Here is a 21,911-nt window from a genome sequence, read left to right as displayed (position 1 = left end):
GGCCTGGTACGGCAATTCAGCCAGGATGGGCGGGATGGGCGGCATCGAAACCGGCGCATTGACGTCGAACTCCGTCTGCGCCGTGGCCTCATCCGCAATTTCCACTCCCTCGAGGGATTGGAAGAGCCGGTCGTAGTCGGCCGCCATCAAACCCTTTCGTCAAACTCGTTCATGCGAGGAAGCACGAGACGAGCCTAGGTCTCCCGTTAGGTCGACGTGGCCCAATCTCGTGCTTCGCCGCTCGCCATCGTCTTACGTGAACATGCCCGTGACGCCGGATTCGGTTTGAGCCATCGCCTGGCTGGCCTCGGTGATGCGCTGCGAGAGCGCCTGCAACGAGGCGTTGAGCTCAGCGGAGGTCTCGTCCCAGTTCCGCTGGACCTGCTGGTAGGCCTCCGAACCGCTGCCGCCCCACGCCTCGGCCAGCTTGGCGAGGGAACTTTTGCCCTCGTCGAGAAGACCCTGCGTGGTCTGGACGGCGCCCGCGATCGAGCTGGATCCCGCTTCGATCCCGGCGAAATTCCATGACTGTTCCGACATATTGTTGCTCCGTTTCTTTGTGTTGCTGAGGGGGTGATGGGGGTCAGAAGTTCATCTGCGACGACAGAGAACTGGCTTGTTCCTCGTCGGCCGAGGAGTACTGGATGCCGGCGCCGTGGATGTTCTGCGAAATCTCGCTGAGCGCCTTGATCTGGGCCTGGCCCGCTTCGTGGAAGCGCGTCAACGCCTGCTGCGCGGCGGTGCCGGCTTGACCGCGCCAGTGGCCGGCCAACTCGCCCCCGGTCGACTCCACGGTCTGGATGACTCGCTGGAGTTCACCGGAGATCCTGTCGAAGTTGCTAGCCTCCGCGCTGAGGGTAGCGGCATCGGTCTTCATCTCTGCCATGCTGGACTACTTTCTCTGTTTCCTGTCCTCGCCAAGTGATGGCAAGTCTTCCGGCCCGGGCGGCCGGGAAGTCTCTTTCTGTGGGCGCTCACCAGTCGTCCTCGTGCTCGAAGTCGACGTCGTCGGCCTCGTCCGGGCGCGTGGCGAGCATCGCGGGGGAGGCCAGACCCGGCCGGCCGGCCTGCGCCGACTGACCGGCGGCGGCGCTGCCCATCCCGACGGGGGCCGCGCCTCCCGCGGCCGACGAGCCGGCACCCGCACCGGCGGGCGCCGTGACCTGCGCCGGCTTGTCGATCAACTGGCTCATCAACGAGGTGCGGGGCGCGGTGCCGCCCGCACCGGGCAGTGCTTCCGAGCGCATCAGGCCCATGCCGACGCTCGGGCCCGATCCGCCCGCCAATGGATGCGTCGAGAGCGGGCTCGCCCCGAGCAGGCCCAGCTGCCGGTCTTTGCCGGCCAGGTCGCCGAGCTTGTCGCCGAGCTTGTCACCGAGCGGGTGGTCGCCCATGCCGCCGTTCTGGCCGGCCATCGAGCTGAGCTGCTGCAGCGGCTGCATCAGCTGCTGCATCGGGCCGCCCAGCTGCCCCTGTCCCGGGAACGGCATGGCGGGCTCCTCGACCGGCACCCCAACCTCGGGCGGCGTCTCGGGAACCTCGTCCTCGACCTCCGACAGCGCGCGCATGGCGGCGGGAATGGCCTCGGAGCCGACGGCCGAGAGCGTGCCCAGGGCCGCGGTGGTCACCGCCTCACCCACGGCCGGCTGCAGGATCGGCTTGATGGGCGGGAGCGGCTCGAAGGTGGTGTTCGCGATGGTCTCCATCTGGTAGACGTCCATCACGATCGCCGCCTGATTCCACATGCGGACGAAATAGTCGGTCTCGTTCAGTCCGATCGGCACCATGTTGATGCCAAGGAAATTCGTGGCGGTGAGAACCGCGTGGGTGATGTGGTTGGTCGCGATCTCCGGCAGCGAGGGCGTCATCGCCAGCGCCTTGGTGTACGCCGCGGCCTGGGCCGCGGCGCGCGTCGCCCGCTGCTGAGCCTGCTGGGCGGCCGTCTGCAGCCAGGCGACCATCGGCATGGTCGCCGCGATGGCGCGTTCGCTGCTCATCCCGGTCCACGACGCCTTGAGGGAAACCAATGCGGTGGACAACTCCAGCGCCTGCGTCTCCAGGGCGCCCGCCAGCGCTTCCCAGCCGGCGGCGGCCTGCAGCATCGGCACCGGACCCGCTCCGGCCATCAGCCGTGCGGTGTTCAGCTCCGGTGGCATCGCGTGCCACAACATGGTTATCCAGTCCCCTTGTCTGCGTTCGCTTTTGGGCTATCTCACTAAGCCGGCCGGTACGGCGAAGCGTCCCGAGGCGCTTCGCGCGAGGGGCAAATCAGTACCGGACGCCAAGCCCGCCAAATGCCGGACGCTATTGGCGGTCAAAGCCCGGCCAATATCGACAAGTGTTGGGCCAAGTGTCATTTCTGGCATTTGCGAACCTCTTCTGTACTTCCGCGCGCAATAAACTATTCAATTAGGGCAAAACAACGCTTTCGACGACGCAGTCTCGACTCGTTTAGCGGGCGGCGGTCCAGTGCTTCTTACTGGGCGCTGGGATAATCGTAACCGCCTCCTGGAGGTGCTGAGTGCACTTCTTCTGGGGGATCTAGGTAGGCGGCTTGGATGACCTCCTTTCCTTCCGGGGTAACGAAAAATGCCTGGCCAGGGGGCCTGCGCTTGACCTGAATGTCCCTCGACGGGAAATCCTGCTTGTCGCCCGACAGGAACAGGGTGGGCGATCCCGCGCCGTACGCGGCCCCGACGAACTTGTCCATAGTCGCCTTGTAAGCGGAGCTCATTTGGCAGGTGACAATGATGTGCAACCCGATGTCCGAAGAGGCCGGCAATAACGGTGCCAGCGGCGCCATTGGCGGTATCCCTCCGGAGGCCGCGACAATCATGTGCCAGTCGTCGACAAGGAGAACCACATCGAATCCGCTCCACCACGACCGGGCGCGCAATTGTGCGGTGGTGAGGTCGGCCGGCGGCAACCGCTTCTGCAGGTTGAAGGCCAAGGCTTTGATGGCCTCGTCGAGCGTCGTGCTGTTGCGGTTGATCGCACCGGCGTCGAGCAGATGGCTCTGCGGCACCGCATCCAACAGCCCCGAGCGGTAATCGGCGAGCATGAACCGCACCTGTTGTGGACTGTTACGCGCACAGATGGCGCGCGCGATGGCGTGGGCGGTACGGGTCTTGCCCGCTTTGGCGGCGCCGAATATCAACAAATGCGGCGTGCTGTCCATGTGCGCGTGAGCTACCGACAGATCCGCCTCGCGCAGCCCGATCGGAATTGTCCAGCGCGTGCGGTAGTCGGAGTCCGGCCCGGGGGGGTTCGGGTCGAGCTCGTAGAGGTAAATCCGCTCCGGCAGCACCCGGACCCTCGGAGCCTGCTCCGTGTGTTGGGCCGCAACCTCATTCACCGCGGTGGTCATCGCCTCCACGAGGTTGTCGGCGCTGTGCACGCCGTCGAACCGGGGCACACCGATCATCAAGTGGTGCTTTTCCGACGACATCGCGCGGCCCGGCCGATTCGCCGGAATCTCCCGGGTGGCCCGGTCGATCTGGGTGTCGTTGACGTCGCCGAGCCGGAATTCGATCTTGGTGCCGAGGTAGTCACGGACTCGTGACTTCAGTTCCGTCCATCGCGGCGTGGTGATCACCACGTGGACTCCGAACGACAGGCCCTGCGCGGCGAGGTCCTGGACTTGGGACTCGAGATCGGGGAATTCACTGACGAACGCCGGCCACCCGTCGATGACCAGGAAAACGTCACCGAACGGGTCGGCCGCGACGGGTTGGTTCGGGTCCTCGCGCAGTTGCCGATAGGCGGCGATCGAACCGACACGGTGCTCTTTGAAGGTCGCTTCCCGTTGCCGCAGAACGGCTTGCACCTCCGCGACCACGCGCATGACGCGGTCGGGCTCCGATCGGGTCGCCACCCCACCGACGTGAGGCAGGTTTTCCAGATAGATGAGGCCACCGCCGCCGAGGTCGATGCAATAGAACTGGACCTGCCTCGGTGAGTGGGTGGCGGCGGCCGACAGCATCATCGTTTGCAGCAGCGTCGACTTGCCGGTCTGCGGTGCGCCACCGATGCCGATGTTGCCGCCCGCGCCGGACACGTCCACCCCCCAGGTCGCCTGCCGGTGCATGCGCGGTTCGTCCATGATCCCGAGCGCGAATCGCAGGGGCTGGCGATCGTCCTGGGCGATGAGTTCGTCCACGGGTGTCGGGTCGGTGAGCGGGGGCAACCACATCTTGTAGGCCCGCGACTCGGTGGTGGACAGCTGCTCGAGCACCACCTCGCGCAGCGCCCGGCCCTTCGATTCGACAGTCATGAGCGCCGCTCCTCTCCCCCGCGAGCGGGCGGTACCCCCACATCACCAAGTTCTGCATCGTCGCCGGCGCGCGTCATTACGCCGTCACCTCTTCCGCCAACGGGCCGGCGGTGAACTGTTGGATGCGAACCTTTTTCGGACCAACGTGGGGCGCGGCGCCATTGCCCTCACCGTTCGTCTCCACCCGAGCCGCCGGCACGTAGGTGTTGCCGGTATACAAGGTGCTGAATTTGACGGGGTCTTCCATGCCCACCCGCAGGAATCCGACTCCGCTTTCCTTGTTGGTGATGTACTGCGCCTCCGGGGTGCCGATCACGGCCTTGGACTCGTGAGAACTGGTGGTGCGCAGCGCGATGCGGTAGGTCAGGTTCGGCTCCAGTTTGTCGATGCGCACACCGCCGGTCTGCAGTGACTGGGTGGCCAGCAGCAGGTGCACCCGCAGCGACCGGCCGACGCGGCAGATCCTGTCGAACAACGCGATGAAGTCCGGGTGACTTTGCAGTAGTTCGGCGAACTCGTCGACAACGACGAAAAGCGTTGGCAGCGGGGGCAGATCGGCGCCCCGTTCGCGGTACTTCTCGTACTCGGCCACCCCGGAGAGCGCTCCGGCCGCCCCGACCTTGATGCCGGCCTGGCGCAGGATGCCCTGGCGGCGGTCGAGTTCGCCGGTCAGCACCTCGCCCATGCGGCTGACCAGTTCGGCCTCTTCGGCCATGTTGGTGACCACGGCGGCGGTGTGGGGAAGCTTCTCCATCCCCAAAAATGTTGAGCCGCCTTTGAAGTCGGTCAGCAGCAGGTTCACCTGGTCCGGGTGGTGCATCGCCACCAGGGACAGGATGAGGGTGCGCAAGAACTCGGACTTGCCCGACCCCGTGGTCCCGATCAGCATGCCGTGCGGCCCGGCGCCGAATTCGGCGCCCTCTTTGATATCGAGGTACATCACGTTGCCGGTCTTGAGTTCGTGACCGAACGGGATCTTGAGCCGATCACGGTCGGTGTCGGTGAACATCCGCCAGCGGCTCGGCACCACCTCTTCGACGCTTTGGGCGCCGACCAGCTGGTGCCATTCCGTCGCCGCCTTCTTCTGGATGCCGGTGCCCTTCTTGTCGATCACCGTGCCGGTGATGGACCAGCCCGCCAACTTCCGCGCAATGCGGGCGGCCTGGCCGGGCGACATGCTGTCGGCGACGGACGTCACCTGGCGGAACTGCTGTCCCGGCAGGCGGTCATCGGCGGTCCCGTCGTCGGCGACCCTGATGCGGTAATTCGAGCCGCGGTGGTTGCCCAGCGTGATCACCGTGACGCCGGCCCTGCCATCGGGCGGAAACCCGGCCTTGCCCCCGGTCAGGTCCACCACCACGACGTATGGGCCGCCGGGCAGCGAATCGGGGGTGTGGGGCCCGCGGGCGGCCAGGTCGGACAGGTTGTCCGGGCGGGTGTAGATCATCCGAACGGGGCCGGCGGCATCGGTCTCGGTCGGATGTTGGACGTGGGGAAGCCATTTCAGCCACGACCAAGCCGGATCGTCCGGGTTCTCGGTGAGCACGCGGATCTGCAGCAGGTCGGGTGGATGGAAGACGGCCAGGTGGCAGACCATCGCGGTCAGCAATCCGGCCGCGCCAGCCGGGTCGCCACCGACCGCGATCGTCGGAAAGGTGCGCAGCTGCACCAGTTTCGGGCAGTCGTGGATGAGGCCGTGGGTGCGCAAGAACTTGACCACCCACATATTCGCGACGGGTTCGAGGTATGGCTGCGGCGCCGCGGTCGGCCCGGCGAGTTCGCCGCCCGCGGACGGCTTCATCAGTCGGTCGACGGCCGGCTGGTCACCGATGCCGATGCGGGTGGCGGCATAGAAGTCGGCGTTCGCTGGGCGGGACCACTGCCGCGGGGTCCCGATGAGCGATGTCAGATCGTCGGGATGCGGTGCGTGGAAACCAAAGAACGCGACCTGCGCGCTGGCCGAAGACGTCACGCGGGGGCGGAGCCCGGCCAGGTAGCGCAGGTACTCCTTACGGTCGGCGTTGATCTCGGGCACCTTCTTGCCGCCCCCACCGTGGCCGGCCATCATGCCCATCGACATCATGATCATCATCAGCGGCATCATCAGCATGTAGGGCGAGAGCTGCCGGGTGCCGGTGACCACCATGATCGCGATCATGCCGAGCATGCAGACGCCCATCACGTACGGAAGGGCCTTCTGCACACCCGACGGCGGGATGTCCACCCCGAGGTCTTCGGGCGGTGTCAGGCTGATCTCGCCGGGTGTGAGCCGCGGACCGCGCATGACCGTGGGGGTGAACTTCTTGGTCGTCATGACGGCCCTCCCGGGGCTTTGCGCGGGTTCGGGTCCGCCGGCAGCGTGTCGTGTTCCAGTAGCGCAGCCTCTTTCGACAGCACCGGACCGTCGACGAGCAGGCGAATGATCTCCCAGGGCGCGGTCTTCGGCGCGGTCAGGCCCAGCGACGAAGCCGTCTGGGCGTCGGGCAGCCCGTAGCGCACCCCCTGCGGATCGACGTAGTACAGCGACTCGCCGTACCGCGGGTCGGGCGACTGCAGTTGCACGTACTTGCCGCCATCGGTGTAAACCGTTGCCGGGCCCTGGATTTGCTTGATCCCCGAGCTCATCGCCGATGCCGGTATCGGTAGATGACGCCCGGTCAGGACGGTGGTCTTCGGTGCCTGATCACCGGCCTTGCGTTCCCACGTCCAGCACAGGGTGGGATCCTGGGGCCGCGACACGATCTTCACCGGTTCGTCGGGCAGCGGCGAGTTATACACCACCTCAGGGATTTTGACGATCTCGCTGGGCACCATCGCGGGAGGCTCGACCAGCCCGTAGGACTGGATGGCGCGCAGCGCGGCGGCGGTATTGGCGTTCACCGGCGCGACGCCGTCGGGCAGCACCACGAAGTAGCGCGGGCCCGACTCCGCGTGGATTTGCAGGATCGACCCCACCACCAGCTGCTCGGGAAGCCCGAGCGTGTTGGGCGAACCCGCGCCGGGGATGGGGGGCAACTGCCAGGATCCGGCGTCGGGCAGCGCGTTGAACATTGCGGTGGACAGCGGGCTGGGCTTGGCGGTTCCGCGGATCCCGACGGCGAAGGTCATGGGGCGATCGCTCAAATCCGTGGCGTGCCGGCCGTGGGTGTCCACCACCCAGTCCTTGCCCTGATAAGAGGCCAGCAGCGCCTCACGCGGAAGGATGGGGTCGATGACGCCGGGCTCGATTTGCAACGGCATCGCGACCACCGAGGTCTGCAGGCTGGGCGCGATGCTTTCCGCCTGGGTGACGGTGTCGCACAGCGCCCACACCGACGAGGAGTCGGACGACAGCGGCGTGGCGTACGGGGCGCCGGGGATGCCGATCGACTGGCCCTTGGGAAACCTGTTGAGCTCGGCGGGTTTAACGGCCTTCGGTTCGGCCGGGTTGCCCAGCACCAGTCGCGCCGAGGTCAGGTTGTAGACGGGATGCAACTGGCCCGACACCATCAGATAGAGCTGATTGGTGGCGCGGTCGACGAACAGGTTGCCGCTGCCAAGCTTGCCCTGCGGTTTGAAGTAGGCCATCGCCAGTGCGCCCACCACGACCAGCACCGAGACCAGGACGCCGAGCGCGACCGACCGGCTGTAGAACTGCAGCGGATCGTCGAACATCCGGGTGTCGCGCCGGACGATGGCGTGCTCGAGGCGCCGGAGCAGGAAGCGCCAGCCGCTGACCTGAACCTTGGTGGTTAGCCGGAACCCCGCCATGAGTCACTCGGTGATGTTGAGTCGTCCGTGTACCGCGGCGATCGCCTCGGCCATGTCCTCGCCGTTGATCTCGCGGAGGCGATCCTCGTCGAGGGATTCGAAATCGCCTGAGCGGGTCAGCCGGATGTCGCGGTACTGTTCGCCGGCCTCCACCAGCTGGCGCGCGTAACGACCGTTGCCGGCGATGTCGAGCGCGGCCTTGCCGCGCACCGTCTGCTGGCTGAGCAGCTTGGCCGCTTGCAGTAGATTGTCGGCCGCCTCCACACTCATCGACGAGTCATTGGCGGTGGCAATGACTTTCGCGATCTCAAGGATTTCTTCGGGAGAGTAGGAGTCGAATTCGATCCGGGTAGCGAATCGGGACCGCAGGCCCTCGTTGGTTTCCAGCAGCCGATCGATGTCCGAGCTGTAACCCGCGATGATCACCACGAGCCGGTCGCGGTCGTTCTCCATCCGCGCCAGCAAGGTGTCCAGCGCCTCCTGCCCGAACGGGTCGGTCCGCCCGTCACGCGCCTGAACCAGCGCGTAGGCCTCGTCGATGAAGAGCACACCGCCCAGGGCGCGGTCGATGGTCTTGGTGCTCTTGACCGCCGATTGGCCCTCGTATTCGGCGACGAAGTCCTTGCGGGCGGTCTCGACGAGCTTCGGTTCGGGGATGACGCCCAGCCCGGCCAGGATGTTGGCCACCACCCGGGCGATGGTGGTCTTGCCGGTGCCGGGCGGCCCGGTGAAGATCATGTGCTTGCTCGGCTGCGCGACCTTCATGCCGCGCGCGGCGCGGACCCGGGCCATCTGGGTGGCCGCCCGGTAGCGCTCGACCTGTTCCTTGACCCGGGTGAGCCCGATTTGCCGTTCCAGCTCGGCTTCCGCCTCCGCGAGCAGCTTGTCGCGGCCCGAGGTGTCGGCCACGACGGTATTGGCATCCCACGGGTCGGTGCGGGCGGAGATCTGTTCTGCGCTGGTGGTCGTCAGGCGGTACGACGGATCCTTCAGCGCGGCAGTGACTTTGGGTTCCGGGTGGGTGGTCTGGAGCCATTCCAGAAGCGCCACCGCGGCTTCTTCGTTGCCCTGGCTGCGGCGCGTCATCGCCAGATACCAGGCGATGGCCCGCGCGCACGCCTCGCCCGCCGGGGTGGCGTTGGCCTCGGTGAGCCGGCGTTCGGCTTCGGTGAACAGGCCGAGGTTAGCCGCGGCGACACCGTGTGCGACGCCGGCGGCGGCGGCGAGGAATTCGTCGGGCCACCTGCTCGCGTTCCTGACTTCGTCGATCACGTCGGTCCAGCGGCCCGCCTCGCCGTAGATCACCGCCTTGACCCAGGACAGCAGGTGTTCGGCGCCGGCGGTTGGGGTGTCCTCGACGGCCTCCATGGCGTCGGCGTAATTGCCTTGCGCCGCTTCGCTTACGGCGAAGCCCATGGTGATCGCCAGCGGAGAGTTGGCCGGGTAGGTGATGTCGCCGTACAGGCCGCCGATGGCGAGCCGCGCGCCCACGGCGTTCATCGAAATCTGGGCGGCTCCGGCGAGTTGTCCGAAATGGGTCCGCGAATACCAGGCGCGAAACAGCGTCACCCGTTCGGTGTCGCCGCACCGGATCCGGCCAATCCACGCGTCGCAGGCGGACTCGTCGTAGTTCGTGATTTCGGTGAACAAATCCAGCGCGCGTGCCTCCGACACGGGCAGCATGCCGACCGCGCTTTCGAACAGGCCGGCCAGATGCTCCGTCATTTATCCGTCGCGTATCGGGTCGCGAACACCTCCGCCTGCGCCGCGGCGGCCTGCTCCGGCGTGATCAACCCGATGCCGTTCTCCATGAAGTCACGCACGACGTCGTTGCCGTCCATTCCCATCTCGCGCATGGTGTCCGAGAGGGAGGCGTCCTCCATCAGGTAGTCGTGCTGGGCGGCCAGGCCCTTCTGCCGTGCCAGGTCGGCGATGACGAGAATCTCTTCGGCGAGTTCGGCCTCGGTCATGCTCGTCACTTTGGGAGACAGTTCGACGCGCTGCGTTCTGCCGTCCATCAGCGCCGAGACCGACACCGTTTCGGGCGGATTGGTCACCGTGAACAGCTCGGGCGACTCTTCGTCGTCCGGCGCCGCATCCGCGTCGGTCTGGGAGTCGATGGCGGCGAGGTCGGTTTCGGCGTCCTCGGGCTCGCTCGGCGCGTAGTCGTGCAGCGCATCGACGGCCGACTCCTCGTCATCGCCGTCAGGCGCCGAGAAGTCCAGGGCGTCCGACTCTTCGAGGGTGTCGGAGCCGGTCCCGACGGCAGAGAAATCCAGGGCGGCCAGATCGTCGTGGTCGTCGTATTGCGGCATGGTTCCTTCTTTCTGAACTCTCGGGGTCATGCCCCGTAGGAGGCTTCGGCTCGGTCGAACCAGGCACCCGCCGGCAGGAACTCCATGAGGCCGTCCAGCGTGCGCTGCAGATTTTCTTGGGTGCCGGACAGGAAGCTGCCGTACAGCTCACCGCCGACGCGGCGCGGGAGGGAGACCAGCCGGCCGTGCACCGAGTCCAGGACACCGGCGGCGACGTCGGTCTGCGTGGAGGTGCCGCCGGGGTGGCGTTGGCTGGCGATGATCTCCACCCAGCTGGTCGGGTCGCTGATGATCTCGGCGTAGAGGCGCGCCGACGCGGGCGCGGCGCCGTGCTGAACCAGCTGGGCCGGGGTGGTGCAGGTGGCCAGCTCGGCGGCGACGCCGGTCAGCGGCTCGACGTCGGCGGGCGTCGCGGGGCCGAGCACCGTGGTCACCATCCCGGCCAAGCCGATCTGAGGCGCCACCAGCTGCAGGACCAGCAGGTCGCCGTCGCGGGCGGCGATGACGTGGCGCTCGCCCTTGCGGCACACCGCAAACCGGACCATGACGCCGCCGAGATCGCGCCGCCACCACCGGCCCTCCAGGCTGCGGTCCGGCCTCCCCAGGGTGTCGACCATCGCCGCCACCGCCGGGTGGGGTTGTCCCTGGTGGTCGAGCACCCCTTGCGCGGTGAGGTCGCGCTGGACCTGATCCCAGACGCGGTCTCGCAACTCTTCCTGGGGGATGTTCGGACGGATGCCCAGTGTCGTCGGGAAATCGACCAGATGCATTCGGTCGGCGATCACCAGCATGCCGTCGACAGTGACCTCCACGCCGACGACATCGTCGACGAGGCCGGCGGTAGTGAGCGGCCCGGACATGATCAGCTGAGCATCTGTTTGTTGAGGTTTGCGCTCAGGTCTTCGTCGACGCCCTCGTACGTTTGCTTGGCGACGCGCAACTTCGCGGCGAGGTCCGACGCGTGCTGCCGAATGTTCTGGCCCGCGCCGCGGCGCTGTTTCTCGGCGGTGACAAATGCACTATTGGAGCTTCCGCTGATGACGCCGTGCGTCACCCACACCGCGGTTTCGGTATTGCTCGCAGCCGAAGCCGCTTCTTCTGCCTTGGTGGCCGCTTGCCCCTGTTTAGTCGCCAATTGCTCGAGATACTTTTCGTCGACCTTCAGCGTTGCCATTGGAATCTCCTCAACGGATATTTTTACTCGCTATTGCGTTGACTCGTAGCGGTTTTTGCCGCACTCGCGAGGCTTAAAGGACCCGCTGCGGCCGGCTGGTCCCCGGCGCCGCGCCGGTGCCGACCCCGGCGCCGTCGACAGGCGCGCGTTCCCCGCCGGCCGTGCCCAACGCCGCCCCGTCGCCGGGCTCCTCGCCGGCGGCCGGCGCCATCCTCGGCCGCGGCTGACCCGTCGAGGCGAGTTGCTGAACCTGCCCCATCATCTGGTTGGCGAAGTTCATCGGCTGCGCGAGCTGACCGGAGGCCTGAGTGACTTGGCTCAGCGCGGGCGGCATCCACACCGGCGTCGTCTGCGCCGTCTCCACGGCGGCGGCGCCCTCGCCCTTGAGCGCGCCCAGGACGCCGCGCTCCTCCGGGGAGTCACCGGCCGCCGGCGCCAGGCCGGCCAACGAGGCGACGGTCGGTGCGGCGGAGAAGGCGGACAGGCTGTTCGAGACGGCCGCGAAGTCGCCGGTCTTGGTCTCCTCCGCCCCGGTCATCTCTATGCGGGCGAACGAACTGGTGGGGATCGCCTTCTCGGCGACCTCGCCGTATTCAAGGGCGACCGCGTGGATCTGGTGGGCCAGGGACATGGAATTGGACAGCGTGAACATCTCGAAGGCCAAGACGGTGGCGCACGCCGCGAACGCGGCGATGATCTGCCAAGCCGCCGAGATTTCGTGGCCGACGACGGGGATCAGGTACAGGGCCAGGGCGATGCCCTGAGCGATGACGAGACCCAGCAGCGTCACGGCGATCGCGTTGTGGGCCTTGGCGACCTCGGACCCCTGGTCGGCCACGAGGGTCTGCATCTTCTTGTCGAGATCCTGCATCGTCTGCACGAGGGCCTGCAGGGCCGCGGTCGCGTCGGCATAGGCCTTCGCCGCGTCACCGCTCCAGTCGCGCGGGTCCGGGGCGGCCTCGGCGAGGTAGAGGAAGACGGTTTCGTATTTGTCGGCGCCGCCGGTGAAGGAGGCGCCCTTGTCGGGGGTCCAGAATCCGTTGAGGAGGTCGACCGCCGAAATCGCCACCATCGCAACGTCGACGATTGCGGTGGGCGTCGGCAGGGTCTTGGTGCCTTGGGTTTTCAACGCGTCGGCGAGGACCTTGATCTGGTTCCTGCCGTACCACATCGCTTTGCCGGCGAGCGCGCCCAAGTTCGCGCCGAGTCCGACCCAATCCCCCGAATACGCGGCGCCGCCCCCGGCTTGCAGCCGCGTGAAGCAGTAGGCCAGATCGTGGATACCTGCAAGACGACTCACGGCGGTGCACCCCTTCGCGCGCGCTGACGGTTGTTGGACTCATGTTGAGAACGACAGATTGAGCCTAACCCCGTCAGGGGAGGGGTCGCTGCGCGAATTTTCCCGTCCCGCAAAGGATTCGGCTAACAATCGGTAAACGCCGTAGGAACAACAGGAACGGTTATTCGGCCGGATGCGCGCGACGCTACCGCGGCCTGGGCCGCCTAGGTGGAGATGAGGTCAGCGCCGATTCCGGGGTCAGCGATCAAGCACCTGCTTGTCGATGTTCTTGCCCGATTGGTCGTCAGTGCTCGCGTAGACGCTCTTGGCCGTGCGCACCTTTTCGGCGAGTTGCTTCGAGGCTGCGCTCATCGCGTCACCCGTGCTCTTGCGTGCACCCGCGGCCTTGGTGAAGGCAAGGTTCGATGCCGCGCTGATCACGCCGTGGCTGACCCACGTCGAGATCTCGATGTTGTCGGCCGCCGACGCTGCGGTAGCGGCCTGGGTTGACGCCTGGTCCTGGTTCGTCGCCAGTTTGGCTAGGTGGTCCGGTTGGACGACTACATCGGCCATGGGTGGTCTCCTAATTGTCTTTCGTTATTGTCTTGGCTCACAACAGTTCTGGACGGAGCTCGCGGAGTCAGAGCCGGCGCCCGAACGGGCTCGATTCCCCCGCCTGGTCGACGCCGGCCGCTCCGACCTCGACAGGTGCGCGCCCGGCGCTGCCCGCGCCTGCGCCCGCCCAGGCGTCCTCCGCCTCGCCCTGTATTTCTTCGGCCGCGTCCTGGCTCTGCAACTCGCCCGTTTCCACAAGCTGCTGCAGCGGACCCATCGCCCGGTTGAACATGGCCTCGTGCGGAGACAGCTGGCTCGAAAGCTTGGAGGATTGCCCGGACATTTGCGCCAATTGAGCCACGGTGGGCATCGTGACCGTCGGCGCGGCCGGCTGCGTCGCCTCGGGTGTCTCGGGGCTCGCGGGTGTGCCGGCCGTAACGGGGGCGGGAGCCGCGCCCGCGCTCACCCCTGCCGCCGGTTGGGCGTGCTCGTCGTCGGAACGATGAGCTGCACCGGTCGATGATGCGGGGGCGGCCGATACCCGGGACACCCCGGACATCCCGGACATGCTGTTGGAGACGGCCTCGAAGCTGGACACCGAGGACTCCTCCGATGTCGTCACAACCGCGGACGCCGGCGAACCGGTCTGCACCGTCCCCGCGGCCAGCGCGGTGTATTGGTCGCTCAGCGCCTTCGCCTTGTTGCCGTATTCGACGGACCAGTAGGCCAAGTTGCCGAGGAAGCCCAAAGCCGCCGCGATCCCAATCGCGCAGACCGTCCCCGCAAAGATTTTCGCGGCCAGCGGGCCGGCGGGCGGCACTCCCATGAACATGGCCATCTCGATGACGAAGGCCACGAAAAGCGCGTCCTTCAATAATCCGAAGGCGAAACGCATATGCACGACCCATTCGGCTTGGTCTTTGACCAGGGTGGCCAAATCTGTATCCAGTTTGGCCATCGCCACTGCGATTTCCTGTAGCTGCGTGCCCAGTTCGGCGTAGGCGTCCGCACCTTCGCCCTGCCAGCCGTCTTTGGGCAGGGCCGCCTTCAGTTGCTCGGTAAGCTCGGCGAATTGCTGCGACCCGTTCTCCAGATCGGCCCCTTCATCAGGCGGGCCGAACCCCGTCAACAGCTCCAAGAGCTCGACGATCGTGATGGTCCACTGGATGAGACTTACGCTCTTGCCGAAATCTTGGATTCCTTTTTTCACCGCCGCTTGATTACCGGAGCGCCCGCCCGACATGCGGTTTTTGAAATCAATCGAGCGCTGCGCACTTCCCCGTACGTAAGCATCGTATTTGTTCACCAGCGGCGCCTTGGCGAGACTAGCCCCGATGCCCCCGAGGCTGCCCGCCGAGCTGGTCGCGGAGCCGGCAATGTATTCAGCGCTGAAACTGCCCCCGGTAACGTCGCCCAAGCCCAGGCCCAAACCGGCGCCCTGCTGGCCTAGGCCGGCAATTCCGGCCAGGGTGCCGATGATCTTGGTGGCTTGCGCGAAAATGCTCATCCTGGGGGTCCTCCGTGTTATGCCTCGGGGCGTGTGAATCCTGCACGGTGATTCATCGCCCGTTAAGCGTAACGCCGCCCAGTCGGGGTCCGTGCACGAATTTTCGAGTTAGCCAACGGCTTCGGAGAAAGAGGACTTCCCAGGAAATGGCGGCTGCCACGAGGCGGGTTAACCGCGGCGATTCTGGGCCCGCTCGGCCGCGGCCGCGATGCGTTCGACGGGCGCAGTCGCGATGGCCTGGGCACCGGCGCTCGCTTCGGCGGCTTCGGCGCGCGCAGTCCCTTCTCCCGGCGGCGCGGCCTGCTTGGCTTGCCCACCTACGCTGGCGACCCGCTGCCCTGAAGCCGGGCCGGGCGACTTCTGCGCTCCGCCGGAGATTGCCATCAGCTGAGCCACGGAAGGCATTGCCGTCGCCGGGGTTGCGTCGCCGTGGTTGGACATTTCTTCCTCATCAATTCGCCCGCGGACGCGAGGGGGTGCCTCCACCGAACCGGTGGTTGCGCCGGGCGTAACGACATTGAGGGAAACCCCGGACTCGGCGCCAGTGCCGGCCCGGAACCTGCCGGCCTGCGCCGCTTGGGTCACGACTGCCGAATTGAACGGACCATCGGGTAGCACCGCACCCGCCTGCACCGCGCGATACCCCTCGACGGCTTCGCCAACGCGATCCGCGTTGTCGCGCGCCGCGTCGACCATCTCGCCGATGAACGCGACCACCGCTGCGATAGCCGCCATTGATACCACCAGTTGGAACATGATCGACAAGCCCTCGCCGACGTCGGCCGGCTGAACCGCCTTGAGCGCCAGCGCAATCGCGATGCACGCGGTCAGTCCGTCCCTGGTTGTCTTCATATTCCGGCGCAGGTTGACGACCTGGTGCGCCTCGGTTTTCAGGATGTCCGCCATCATCGCGTCCAAGTCCGCCATCGTCGCGGCGCGACTGCGATGGTCGGCGTTCTGGGCGGCATAGGCCTCGGATCCGGTGCCGCGCCAGCGCTCGTCCGGAAAGGCAGACGCCAACCTTTCATGGATCAGCTCGAACTTGCCCTCACCGATCGCGAAGGTGTCGCCCCGGTCGGGGGTGCCGAACCCGGCCAACAGCTCCAGGGCGGTGATGGCGTAGATCGTGTAATCGATGATCGGCGTTCCGGGAACGACCCCCTCGGTCATCAGCTTTTTGACTTTTTCGCTGCCGAATTTCTCGACCAATTGGCGCGCCAGGCGCCCGACATCCGAGAACACACCGGCTCCCGCGCGGAAATCGACGGAGCTGATCTTGTCGCCCAGGCCGTTCCAGTCGATGTCGCTGAGGTCTTTGCCGGCCGTGCCGAGGACGGTAAGAAGCTTGACACCCTCTGCCAAATTAGCCATTGCCGCGCCTCCTAGATTTTGGTGCAGGCATCAACGAGGAAGCACTTGTGCGTCGAGACTTTCGCCGGCCCGCTCGTCGGTGCCGTCATACGCACCGCCCGCGGCGCGGAGCCTCTTGGCGATTTCGGTGCCAACCGATTCAACGGCCGCGTTCGCGGCGCTGCGGGCGGATTCAGCCTCGGCCACCGCCATATTGGCGGTCGCGCAGATAACGCCGTGGCTACTCCACATTGTCGAGCCGATCCCGGAAGTCACCGCGGCCGCGGCGCGGACGTCGGCCGAGGACAGGTCGTGCTTCGCTGCCAGTTCCTCTAAATATGACGTTGTGACTTGTAGGTCCGTCATGGCTTGTCTTCCTCACGCACCGCGCTTGGCTCGCCCGGCTGCGTTGAGCCTAAGCCCGCTCAGACGGGGGTCGGCGCACGAATTTTTGCGGCCGGCTCAGCCGATGTGACTGATCAGCGTTTCGATCGCATCGGCGACCGCGGCCGGCACCGCTTCGTCGGCTTCCGCGCGCACGATCATTTCCTCGGTGACACCGGCGGCCTCGGCGGTCTCCTGCGGCGACAGATTCGCCCGGCGCCGGGCCGCATAGAGGCGTTGCGCGAGCGGGGCCCCCGGAGCGGTCGCGCCGAGCGTCATCAATTCGTCGTAGTGGCGGCGGACCGTGCCCAGCGCCTTGATCAGTTCGGGCGTGATGCGGCTGATCCGCGTGGCCCGCACGGCGATCGCCTCGAGCTGGCGGAGGTCGGCGAGGATCGGCGTCGCCCGCTCGGTGAACTCCGGGTCGTCCGCCGATGGCAACGCCGCGATGGCCAGCCCGCAGCCGTCCACGGCGGCCACGATCGCCTGCGCGATCAGCGAGGCCGGCGCATCCGAGTGGGGGGCCTCCGCCGGCGCGGGGGCGATGTCGGGGTCCTCGGCGATCGCATCGCCGGCGTCCGGTTGCCCGCGCCGAATGCGCGCGATGGTTCCGGCGGGCCACTGCAAGACCTGCTCGAGCTTGGCCTGGGTGCGTTCGCGCGGCCAACTGCGGCCCTTTTCGAAGGCGATTAGCGCGCCCGCGTTGATGATGCCGTCGGCCGCCAGGCTGCGCTGGCTGATGCCGAGCTCGCGGCGGCGCGCGGCGGCGGCCGCACCCGCGCGGGCCATGCCCGCATCCGGTTCGCCGCTATCCGACGGTTCGGGGCGCGCACCCGCATTCGGCGGCATGACGATTTCAAAGGTCAGTACCTCACCGGCGGCGGGGTCACCGAGCCGGACCGTGGTCTTCTTGGTCACCGTCACCGAGTCCGTGCGTCGCCCGTCGACGAACATGCCGTTGGGGCCCTTGTCGACGATCCGCCATGAACCATCGATCGGTTCGGCGTGCAGGTGTTCCGCCGAGAATTGGGGATTGTCGATCCGAACGTCGTCCTTGGCGTCCCGGCCGATGGTCACGACGCCCCGTCCGGGCTCAATCCGATGCGACGTCGTACCGCTGCGCACAACCAGGAGACCAAGCTCGGTACTCGACTCGGCGCTGGGCATCTGGGTTATTCCTCGAGGGAGGGCAGCGGGGCGGGCCTTCCGCCTCTGCAAGTCTAACCGTCGCACCGCGCCGATTTCTATCGCACTTCGCTACGTTTTGAGTCACAGCCGCGGTTGTGCGGCGTCGAGACGCTACACCGATGTGACGCAGGACGGCCGCACACGGCAAATCTTCGGCGTCAGCCGCTCCCGCGGGCCCCCACGGGCGCTACGGTTTCATCGGGCGTGGCCGCTCTCGATCCTGGCTTCGCGACCCGGTCGCAACTCAATGCTACGGTTACGTAACCGTTCGGCCGCCTGGTCGAAGGGGCGCCGACGGGAAGTTAAGTACCTGTTCACAGCGCATAAGGGACGAATCTGAGGGCCGTCCTCCGCGCACGCCGGGGCATCGGTTTCGGAGCAGCCGTTGCGGTATTGGAATCAAACTGTTGCATTGCAGCGGTTAGTGCTATACCGTTGCGAAGCATAGGACGCAGAACGCAATGCTTCTGGAGGAACTAGCGACATGACCGCAACACCCCTTTTCAACATCCCGCTCGGCGCCTGCACGCAGGATCCGGACCGCTGGACCACCGCCCCCGACGCCGAGGCCATCGCGCTGTGCCGCGCGTGCCCCCGCCGCTGGATGTGTGCGCGTGACGCCGTCGAATCGCCCGGGGCGGAAGGCTTGTGGGCCGGCGTGGTGATCCCCGAAGGGGGCCGCCCGCGTGCGTTCGCACTGCGGCAGTTGCGAGGCCTGGCCGAGCGCAACGGGTACCCGGTGCGCGAAACCGCGAAGTCCGCCTAGCCCGTCCATGGCCGCCGCCGACATCGGGCCGGGCAGCGACGGAAGCCGTTGCACCGCATTCCCTTTGGGACTGGGCAGCAGGCGACGACCGCTACGTCGGCTCGAAACGGAAGACGGCGAGCCGCCCCGCCAGTGCTTCGAATTCGTCGGCCGTTCCGTCACGCACCATTCCGGATCGCTTCGCGAAAGCCACCCCGACGGGGACCTTGGCGGGGAACTCCCGCAGTACCCGCCGCGCTTCACCGGCGGAGAGTTCGACGATCCGGACTTCCTGTGATCGTCGGCCCCGGCTGAGCGTGCCGGTCCCCGCCGCCCGGGCGTTCGCCGCCCAGTCGGCGCCGGGATAGCCGGCCACAACGTAGAGGCCACCCTGGAATTCGAACGGCGTCATCGGGGTGCTGCGGGGCCGGCCCGACTTGCGGCCGGGGACCGTCAGCACCATGGCGGGGCCGGTGGGGATCCCGAGCCGCTGCACCGCCATCATCACCTTGTTCATCGGCTTGAGGTAGCGCGGTGGGCGGGGTTGTGACATCTCAGGCCCCTTCCGGCCTGGCGAACAAGTCGCGGTGCTCGGCGACCCACTGGCCGATGGGAAGCGCGGGCCGGCCCAGAATCTTCTCCACGTCGTGGGTGACCAGGGCGGGGGCTTCGAGCGTCGAGGCGAGCATGGCGATATAGGCGTCGCCGAACTCGGCCGGGAACCCCAACGCGACGAACCGTTCGCGCACGGCGGCGCTGGGTATCTCGCGGTACTGCAGCGGCCGGCCCAGGGCGGCGCCGAACGCCTCGGCCAGCTCGGAGTTGGTGAAGGCCTGCGGACCGGTCAGCGGGATCCGCTGTCCGACAAGCTCATCGGTGAGCAGCGCCCGCGCCGCCACCTCCGCGATGTCGCTCTCGACGATCGGTGCCGTCGACGCCCCCGCGTACGGTCCGTGGACTACGTCGCCGAGGCGGATCTGCGGCGCCCACATGCCGGCGAAGTTCGTCGCGAACACCGTCGGCCGCAGGCTCACCCACGGCACCCCGGAGTCGACGGCGAGCTGTTCGACCTCCTTGTTGCGGTCACCGCGGACGCGGGACGGCTGCCGGGAGAAGTCGTCGTCGGCATTGATCGCCGACAGCGCAACCAGCTTGGTGACCCCGGCGCGCACGCTCTGGGCCACCACCGCGTCCAGGTCCGCGCCCAGTGCCCGGGAATTGAGGAAGACCGCCGACGCCCCGGGCAGCGCATCGGCCGCCGACCTGACCGGTTCGACTCCGGGGGGAAACGCCGCAGTCTCGGGCGAGCGGGTGACGGCCCGTACCGGCGCTCCGGCCGCGGCAAGCGCCGCCACGAGAGGGCGTCCGACGTTGCCGGTCGCCCCGGTTACCACGATCGTCATGGGTGGATCCTTTCTTTCGAATTTCTTGCGGTGCTCCAAGGACGGGACCGAAGGTGGGAAAGTTACAACCGAGAACGCGTAACTTTTTGCCGCAGCAGATCGTCGAAGAGTCATGAACCAGTCGCCATCATCTGACCGGGTCGCCGAGGCCTGGCGTCAGCACCGCCCGTATCTGGTCAACCTCGCCTACCAGATGCTCGGCGATGTCGGTGACGCGGAAGACGTTGCGCAGGAAGCCTTCCTGCGACTGTCCCGGACCGAGCCGAGCGAGATCGAGGACGTGAGGGGCTGGCTGACCGTGGTGGCGAGCCGGCTCTGCCTCGACCAGGTGCGTTCGGCTCGCGCCCGTTACGAACGTCCGGGCGAGGTCCAAGAGCGCCCGGCTCCCCAGCGCTCCGATCCGGCCGACCGGGTCACCCTCGACGACGAGATCCGCGCCGCCTTGCTGGAAGTGTTGCGCCGGCTCAGTCCCGGGGAGCGGGTCGCCTTCGTGCTGCACGACGTGTTCGGCGTCCCATTCGACTCGATCTCGGAAACCGTGGGTCGCCCGGTCGGCACCTGCCGCCAGCTGGCGCGCCGCGCGCGCGCGAAATTTGTTGCCGCACAACCTAAAACCAACGCCGTGGCATCGACCGAGCACCAGCTGGTCACCGAGAAGTTCATCACCGCATGCGCCAACGGCGACCTCACCGGGTTGGCCGCCGTGCTGGACCCGACGGTGTGGGGAGTGGGCACGATCCTCGCCGACCCGCCGCCGCCCCCGCAGATCAACCACGGGCCGGATGCGGTGGCCACCAACCTGCTGCGCTACCTGTGGCCCGACGTGACACTGGTCAGCGGCCCCGTCGGGCAACCCGTGCTGTTGGCGTTCACCGACCGCCGACTCTTCGCGGTGATCGTGCTGACGATCCGCGACTCCCGGGTGGCCAAGATCGAGGCGATCGCCGACCCGTCCGCACGGATCGGGAAGCTCACCGAGAACGCCTAACTCGGCCGACGATCGTCGGGACGCGCCGCGAAGTAGCCGGCGATCGTCGCCGTGACTTCGAGAAACTTGCGCCGCGTGGCCGGCGCCATCTCGTTGCTCACGTCGATGACCCCACCCGGCCGCAGGTGCGGGTCGTAGGGCACCTGGATCACCGGCCGGCCGTGATCGGTGAACTCGCGGGCCAACAAAGCCCGGGTGCGCTTGTCGGCGTGGCCGTCGGAATCGTTGAGCACCACCACGGTGTTCTGCAGCAGAGTTTCGAAGCCCTGATCCGCCAGCCACTCCAGGGTCCTTGCCGCCGCGGAGGCCCCGTCCGCCCAGGGCGAGGAGACCACTATCAGCGCATCCAGATCGCGCAGCACCTCCTGGGTGACCGGCGCGTCCATGGTGGACCCGCAGTCGATGACCGAGATCGCGAAATGGCGGTCGAGGCGCAACGCGGCTTCCCGGTAGATCGCGGGGTCGAGCACACGTCGGGGGCCCGACGCCGGCTCGCCGCCGAGAACGTGCAGGCCCGCGGAGTTGCGCCCCACCCGGGCGACCATGTCGTCGAAGGACTGCAGGTTCTTGTCGGCGGTGAGTTCCCAGAACGATCCGGTCGACCGCGGGTCGATCCGGCTGCTGAGCCGGCCGAACGCGGTGTCGGCGTCGACCGCCACGACATGGTCTTGCCGTCGGAGTTCGGCGAACAGCGATCCGACACTGGCGGCCACGGACGTCTTTCCGACGCCGCCCTTGCCCAGGACCCCGACCTTGTAGTTGCCGACGAGACGGGTCCGGATGGCCGCCTCGGACTGGGCGTCCTGCAGCTGCGCCGGCGACGGGCCGAGCTTGACGAGCCCGAACGTCACCAGCCGGAGCATGCGTCGCCAGCCGCGCTCGGGCGCCGCGTCGAACCTCAGCGTGGCGCGTGCGGGTACGGCCGCGGGTCAAGTGGTGGTGCACTCCGGCGACCGCGAGCAGCGACGGGATGGGTGCCATCCGCTCGTCGGAGTGGCGG

Annotated in this window: 21 protein-coding genes; 2 read left to right on the top strand and 19 right to left on the bottom strand. The window is 67.2% G+C overall.

What is annotated here, in order from left to right:
* Window positions 1-252: 252 nt before the first annotated feature.
* From A5680_RS20830 to A5680_RS20755, 16 genes are all read right to left on the bottom strand, one after another.
* Entirely contained in the window at window positions 253-540 is a 288-nt protein-coding gene (locus A5680_RS20830) for a WXG100 family type VII secretion target (protein WP_055404525.1), read from the bottom strand.
* A gap of 43 nt (window positions 541-583) precedes the next feature.
* Window positions 584-886 (bottom strand): WXG100 family type VII secretion target, encoded by a 303-nt coding sequence (locus A5680_RS20825; protein ID WP_055404524.1) that lies wholly within the window; start codon window positions 884-886, stop codon window positions 584-586.
* Window positions 887-974: 88 nt separating this feature from the next.
* The gene (locus A5680_RS20820; protein ID WP_055404523.1) at window positions 975-2,171 is read right to left on the bottom strand and encodes a PPE family protein; all 1,197 of its coding nucleotides are present in this window, start codon (window positions 2,169-2,171) and stop codon (window positions 975-977) included.
* 305 nt (window positions 2,172-2,476) lie between these two features.
* A complete protein-coding gene (gene eccCb, locus A5680_RS20815; protein WP_055404522.1) occupies window positions 2,477-4,273 on the bottom strand; it encodes a type VII secretion protein EccCb in 1,797 nt (598 codons plus the stop codon).
* 76 nt (window positions 4,274-4,349) lie between these two features.
* Window positions 4,350-6,587, bottom strand: a complete 2,238-nt coding sequence (eccCa, locus tag A5680_RS20810; protein WP_055404521.1) for a type VII secretion protein EccCa — start codon at window positions 6,585-6,587, stop codon at window positions 4,350-4,352.
* Entirely contained in the window at window positions 6,584-8,023 is a 1,440-nt protein-coding gene (gene eccB / locus A5680_RS20805) for a type VII secretion protein EccB (protein WP_055404519.1), read from the bottom strand. The genes eccCa and eccB overlap by 4 nt, the downstream gene beginning before the upstream one ends.
* A gap of 3 nt (window positions 8,024-8,026) precedes the next feature.
* Entirely contained in the window at window positions 8,027-9,748 is a 1,722-nt protein-coding gene (gene eccA / locus A5680_RS20800) for a type VII secretion AAA-ATPase EccA (protein WP_055405794.1), read from the bottom strand.
* Window positions 9,745-10,338 carry a hypothetical protein gene (locus tag A5680_RS20795; protein ID WP_055404515.1) on the bottom strand — a complete coding sequence of 198 codons (594 nt, stop codon included), beginning with the start codon at window positions 10,336-10,338 and terminating at the stop codon, window positions 9,745-9,747. Before A5680_RS20795 ends, eccA begins: the two co-directional genes overlap by 4 nt.
* A gap of 26 nt (window positions 10,339-10,364) precedes the next feature.
* A complete protein-coding gene (locus A5680_RS20790) occupies window positions 10,365-11,198 on the bottom strand; it encodes an ESX secretion-associated protein EspG (RefSeq protein WP_055404513.1) in 834 nt (277 codons plus the stop codon).
* 2 nt (window positions 11,199-11,200) lie between these two features.
* On the bottom strand, window positions 11,201-11,512 hold the full coding sequence (locus A5680_RS20785; RefSeq protein WP_067822688.1) for an ESX-1 secretion-associated protein: 312 nt from the start codon (window positions 11,510-11,512) through the stop codon (window positions 11,201-11,203).
* Window positions 11,513-11,585: 73 nt separating this feature from the next.
* Complete coding sequence (locus tag A5680_RS20780) at window positions 11,586-12,812, bottom strand: EspA/EspE family type VII secretion system effector (protein WP_156675189.1); 1,227 nt, start codon at window positions 12,810-12,812, stop codon at window positions 11,586-11,588.
* Between the two features lie 237 nt (window positions 12,813-13,049).
* The gene (locus A5680_RS20775) at window positions 13,050-13,364 is read right to left on the bottom strand and encodes an ESX-1 secretion-associated protein (RefSeq protein ID WP_055404507.1); all 315 of its coding nucleotides are present in this window, start codon (window positions 13,362-13,364) and stop codon (window positions 13,050-13,052) included.
* Between the two features lie 67 nt (window positions 13,365-13,431).
* Window positions 13,432-14,853 carry an EspA/EspE family type VII secretion system effector gene (locus A5680_RS20770; protein ID WP_055404505.1) on the bottom strand — a complete coding sequence of 474 codons (1,422 nt, stop codon included), beginning with the start codon at window positions 14,851-14,853 and terminating at the stop codon, window positions 13,432-13,434.
* A gap of 168 nt (window positions 14,854-15,021) precedes the next feature.
* Window positions 15,022-16,224, bottom strand: coding sequence for an EspA/EspE family type VII secretion system effector (locus A5680_RS20765; RefSeq protein WP_055404503.1), 1,203 nt, complete (start codon window positions 16,222-16,224; stop codon window positions 15,022-15,024).
* 30 nt (window positions 16,225-16,254) lie between these two features.
* Window positions 16,255-16,569 (bottom strand): type VII secretion target, encoded by a 315-nt coding sequence (locus A5680_RS20760; protein ID WP_055404501.1) that lies wholly within the window; start codon window positions 16,567-16,569, stop codon window positions 16,255-16,257.
* Window positions 16,570-16,665: 96 nt separating this feature from the next.
* The gene (locus tag A5680_RS20755) at window positions 16,666-17,664 is read right to left on the bottom strand and encodes an FHA domain-containing protein (RefSeq protein WP_369808541.1); all 999 of its coding nucleotides are present in this window, start codon (window positions 17,662-17,664) and stop codon (window positions 16,666-16,668) included.
* 595 nt (window positions 17,665-18,259) lie between these two features.
* Between A5680_RS20755 and A5680_RS20750 the strand changes: the two genes are divergently transcribed.
* Entirely contained in the window at window positions 18,260-18,541 is a 282-nt protein-coding gene (locus A5680_RS20750) for a WhiB family transcriptional regulator (RefSeq protein WP_055404497.1), read from the top strand.
* Window positions 18,542-18,632: 91 nt separating this feature from the next.
* On the opposite strand, the gene A5680_RS20745 is transcribed toward A5680_RS20750, so the two are convergent.
* Both A5680_RS20745 and A5680_RS20740 read right to left on the bottom strand, forming a co-directional pair.
* Window positions 18,633-19,073: a nitroreductase family deazaflavin-dependent oxidoreductase gene (locus tag A5680_RS20745; RefSeq protein ID WP_055404495.1), complete on the bottom strand. Its 441-nt coding sequence runs from the start codon at window positions 19,071-19,073 to the stop codon at window positions 18,633-18,635.
* A 1-nt stretch (window position 19,074) separates the two neighbouring features.
* Window positions 19,075-19,923 (bottom strand): NmrA family NAD(P)-binding protein, encoded by an 849-nt coding sequence (locus A5680_RS20740; RefSeq protein WP_067822681.1) that lies wholly within the window; start codon window positions 19,921-19,923, stop codon window positions 19,075-19,077.
* Between the two features lie 112 nt (window positions 19,924-20,035).
* Here A5680_RS20740 and sigI point away from each other — a divergent pair, with 112 nt between their 5' ends.
* The gene (sigI, locus tag A5680_RS20735) at window positions 20,036-20,911 is read left to right on the top strand and encodes an RNA polymerase sigma factor SigI (protein WP_055404491.1); all 876 of its coding nucleotides are present in this window, start codon (window positions 20,036-20,038) and stop codon (window positions 20,909-20,911) included.
* On the opposite strand, the gene A5680_RS20730 is transcribed toward sigI, so the two are convergent.
* Complete coding sequence (locus tag A5680_RS20730; protein WP_055404489.1) at window positions 20,908-21,813, bottom strand: MinD/ParA family protein; 906 nt, start codon at window positions 21,811-21,813, stop codon at window positions 20,908-20,910. The two genes, sigI and A5680_RS20730, sit on opposite strands and share 4 nt — an antisense overlap.
* Between the last annotated feature and the right edge of the window lie 98 nt (window positions 21,814-21,911).

Origin of the sequence: Mycobacterium sp. E2989, from assembly GCF_001667595.1 — a bacterium.
Classification (GTDB): domain Bacteria; phylum Actinomycetota; class Actinomycetes; order Mycobacteriales; family Mycobacteriaceae; genus Mycobacterium.
Note: the sequence above shows the minus strand (reverse complement) of the source record. Positions and strands in the feature narration are given on the sequence as shown.

Excerpts from the sequence above, each read along its gene's own strand:
- A5680_RS20830 (WP_055404525.1), bottom strand. The coding sequence starts at position 540 with ATGTCGGAACAGTCATGGAATTTCGCCGGGATCGAAGCGGGATCCAGC.
- A5680_RS20795 (WP_055404515.1), bottom strand. The coding sequence starts at position 10,338 with ATGCCGCAATACGACGACCACGACGATCTGGCCGCCCTGGATTTCTCT.
- eccCa (WP_055404521.1), bottom strand. The coding sequence starts at position 6,587 with ATGACGACCAAGAAGTTCACCCCCACGGTCATGCGCGGTCCGCGGCTC.
- A5680_RS20790 (WP_055404513.1), bottom strand. The coding sequence starts at position 11,198 with ATGTCCGGGCCGCTCACTACCGCCGGCCTCGTCGACGATGTCGTCGGC.
- A5680_RS20820 (WP_055404523.1), bottom strand. The coding sequence starts at position 2,171 with ATGTTGTGGCACGCGATGCCACCGGAGCTGAACACCGCACGGCTGATG.
- A5680_RS20765 (WP_055404503.1), bottom strand. The coding sequence starts at position 16,224 with ATGGCTAATTTGGCAGAGGGTGTCAAGCTTCTTACCGTCCTCGGCACG.
- A5680_RS20770 (WP_055404505.1), bottom strand. The coding sequence starts at position 14,853 with ATGAGCATTTTCGCGCAAGCCACCAAGATCATCGGCACCCTGGCCGGA.
- A5680_RS20775 (WP_055404507.1), bottom strand. The coding sequence starts at position 13,364 with ATGGCCGATGTAGTCGTCCAACCGGACCACCTAGCCAAACTGGCGACG.
- A5680_RS20740 (WP_067822681.1), bottom strand. The coding sequence starts at position 19,923 with ATGACGATCGTGGTAACCGGGGCGACCGGCAACGTCGGACGCCCTCTC.
- A5680_RS20825 (WP_055404524.1), bottom strand. The coding sequence starts at position 886 with ATGGCAGAGATGAAGACCGATGCCGCTACCCTCAGCGCGGAGGCTAGC.
- eccCb (WP_055404522.1), bottom strand. The coding sequence starts at position 4,273 with ATGACTGTCGAATCGAAGGGCCGGGCGCTGCGCGAGGTGGTGCTCGAG.
- eccB (WP_055404519.1), bottom strand. The coding sequence starts at position 8,023 with ATGGCGGGGTTCCGGCTAACCACCAAGGTTCAGGTCAGCGGCTGGCGC.
- sigI (WP_055404491.1), top strand. The coding sequence starts at position 20,036 with ATGAACCAGTCGCCATCATCTGACCGGGTCGCCGAGGCCTGGCGTCAG.
- A5680_RS20760 (WP_055404501.1), bottom strand. The coding sequence starts at position 16,569 with ATGACGGACCTACAAGTCACAACGTCATATTTAGAGGAACTGGCAGCG.
- eccA (WP_055405794.1), bottom strand. The coding sequence starts at position 9,748 with ATGACGGAGCATCTGGCCGGCCTGTTCGAAAGCGCGGTCGGCATGCTG.
- A5680_RS20750 (WP_055404497.1), top strand. The coding sequence starts at position 18,260 with ATGACCGCAACACCCCTTTTCAACATCCCGCTCGGCGCCTGCACGCAG.
- A5680_RS20745 (WP_055404495.1), bottom strand. The coding sequence starts at position 19,073 with ATGTCACAACCCCGCCCACCGCGCTACCTCAAGCCGATGAACAAGGTG.
- A5680_RS20785 (WP_067822688.1), bottom strand. The coding sequence starts at position 11,512 with ATGGCAACGCTGAAGGTCGACGAAAAGTATCTCGAGCAATTGGCGACT.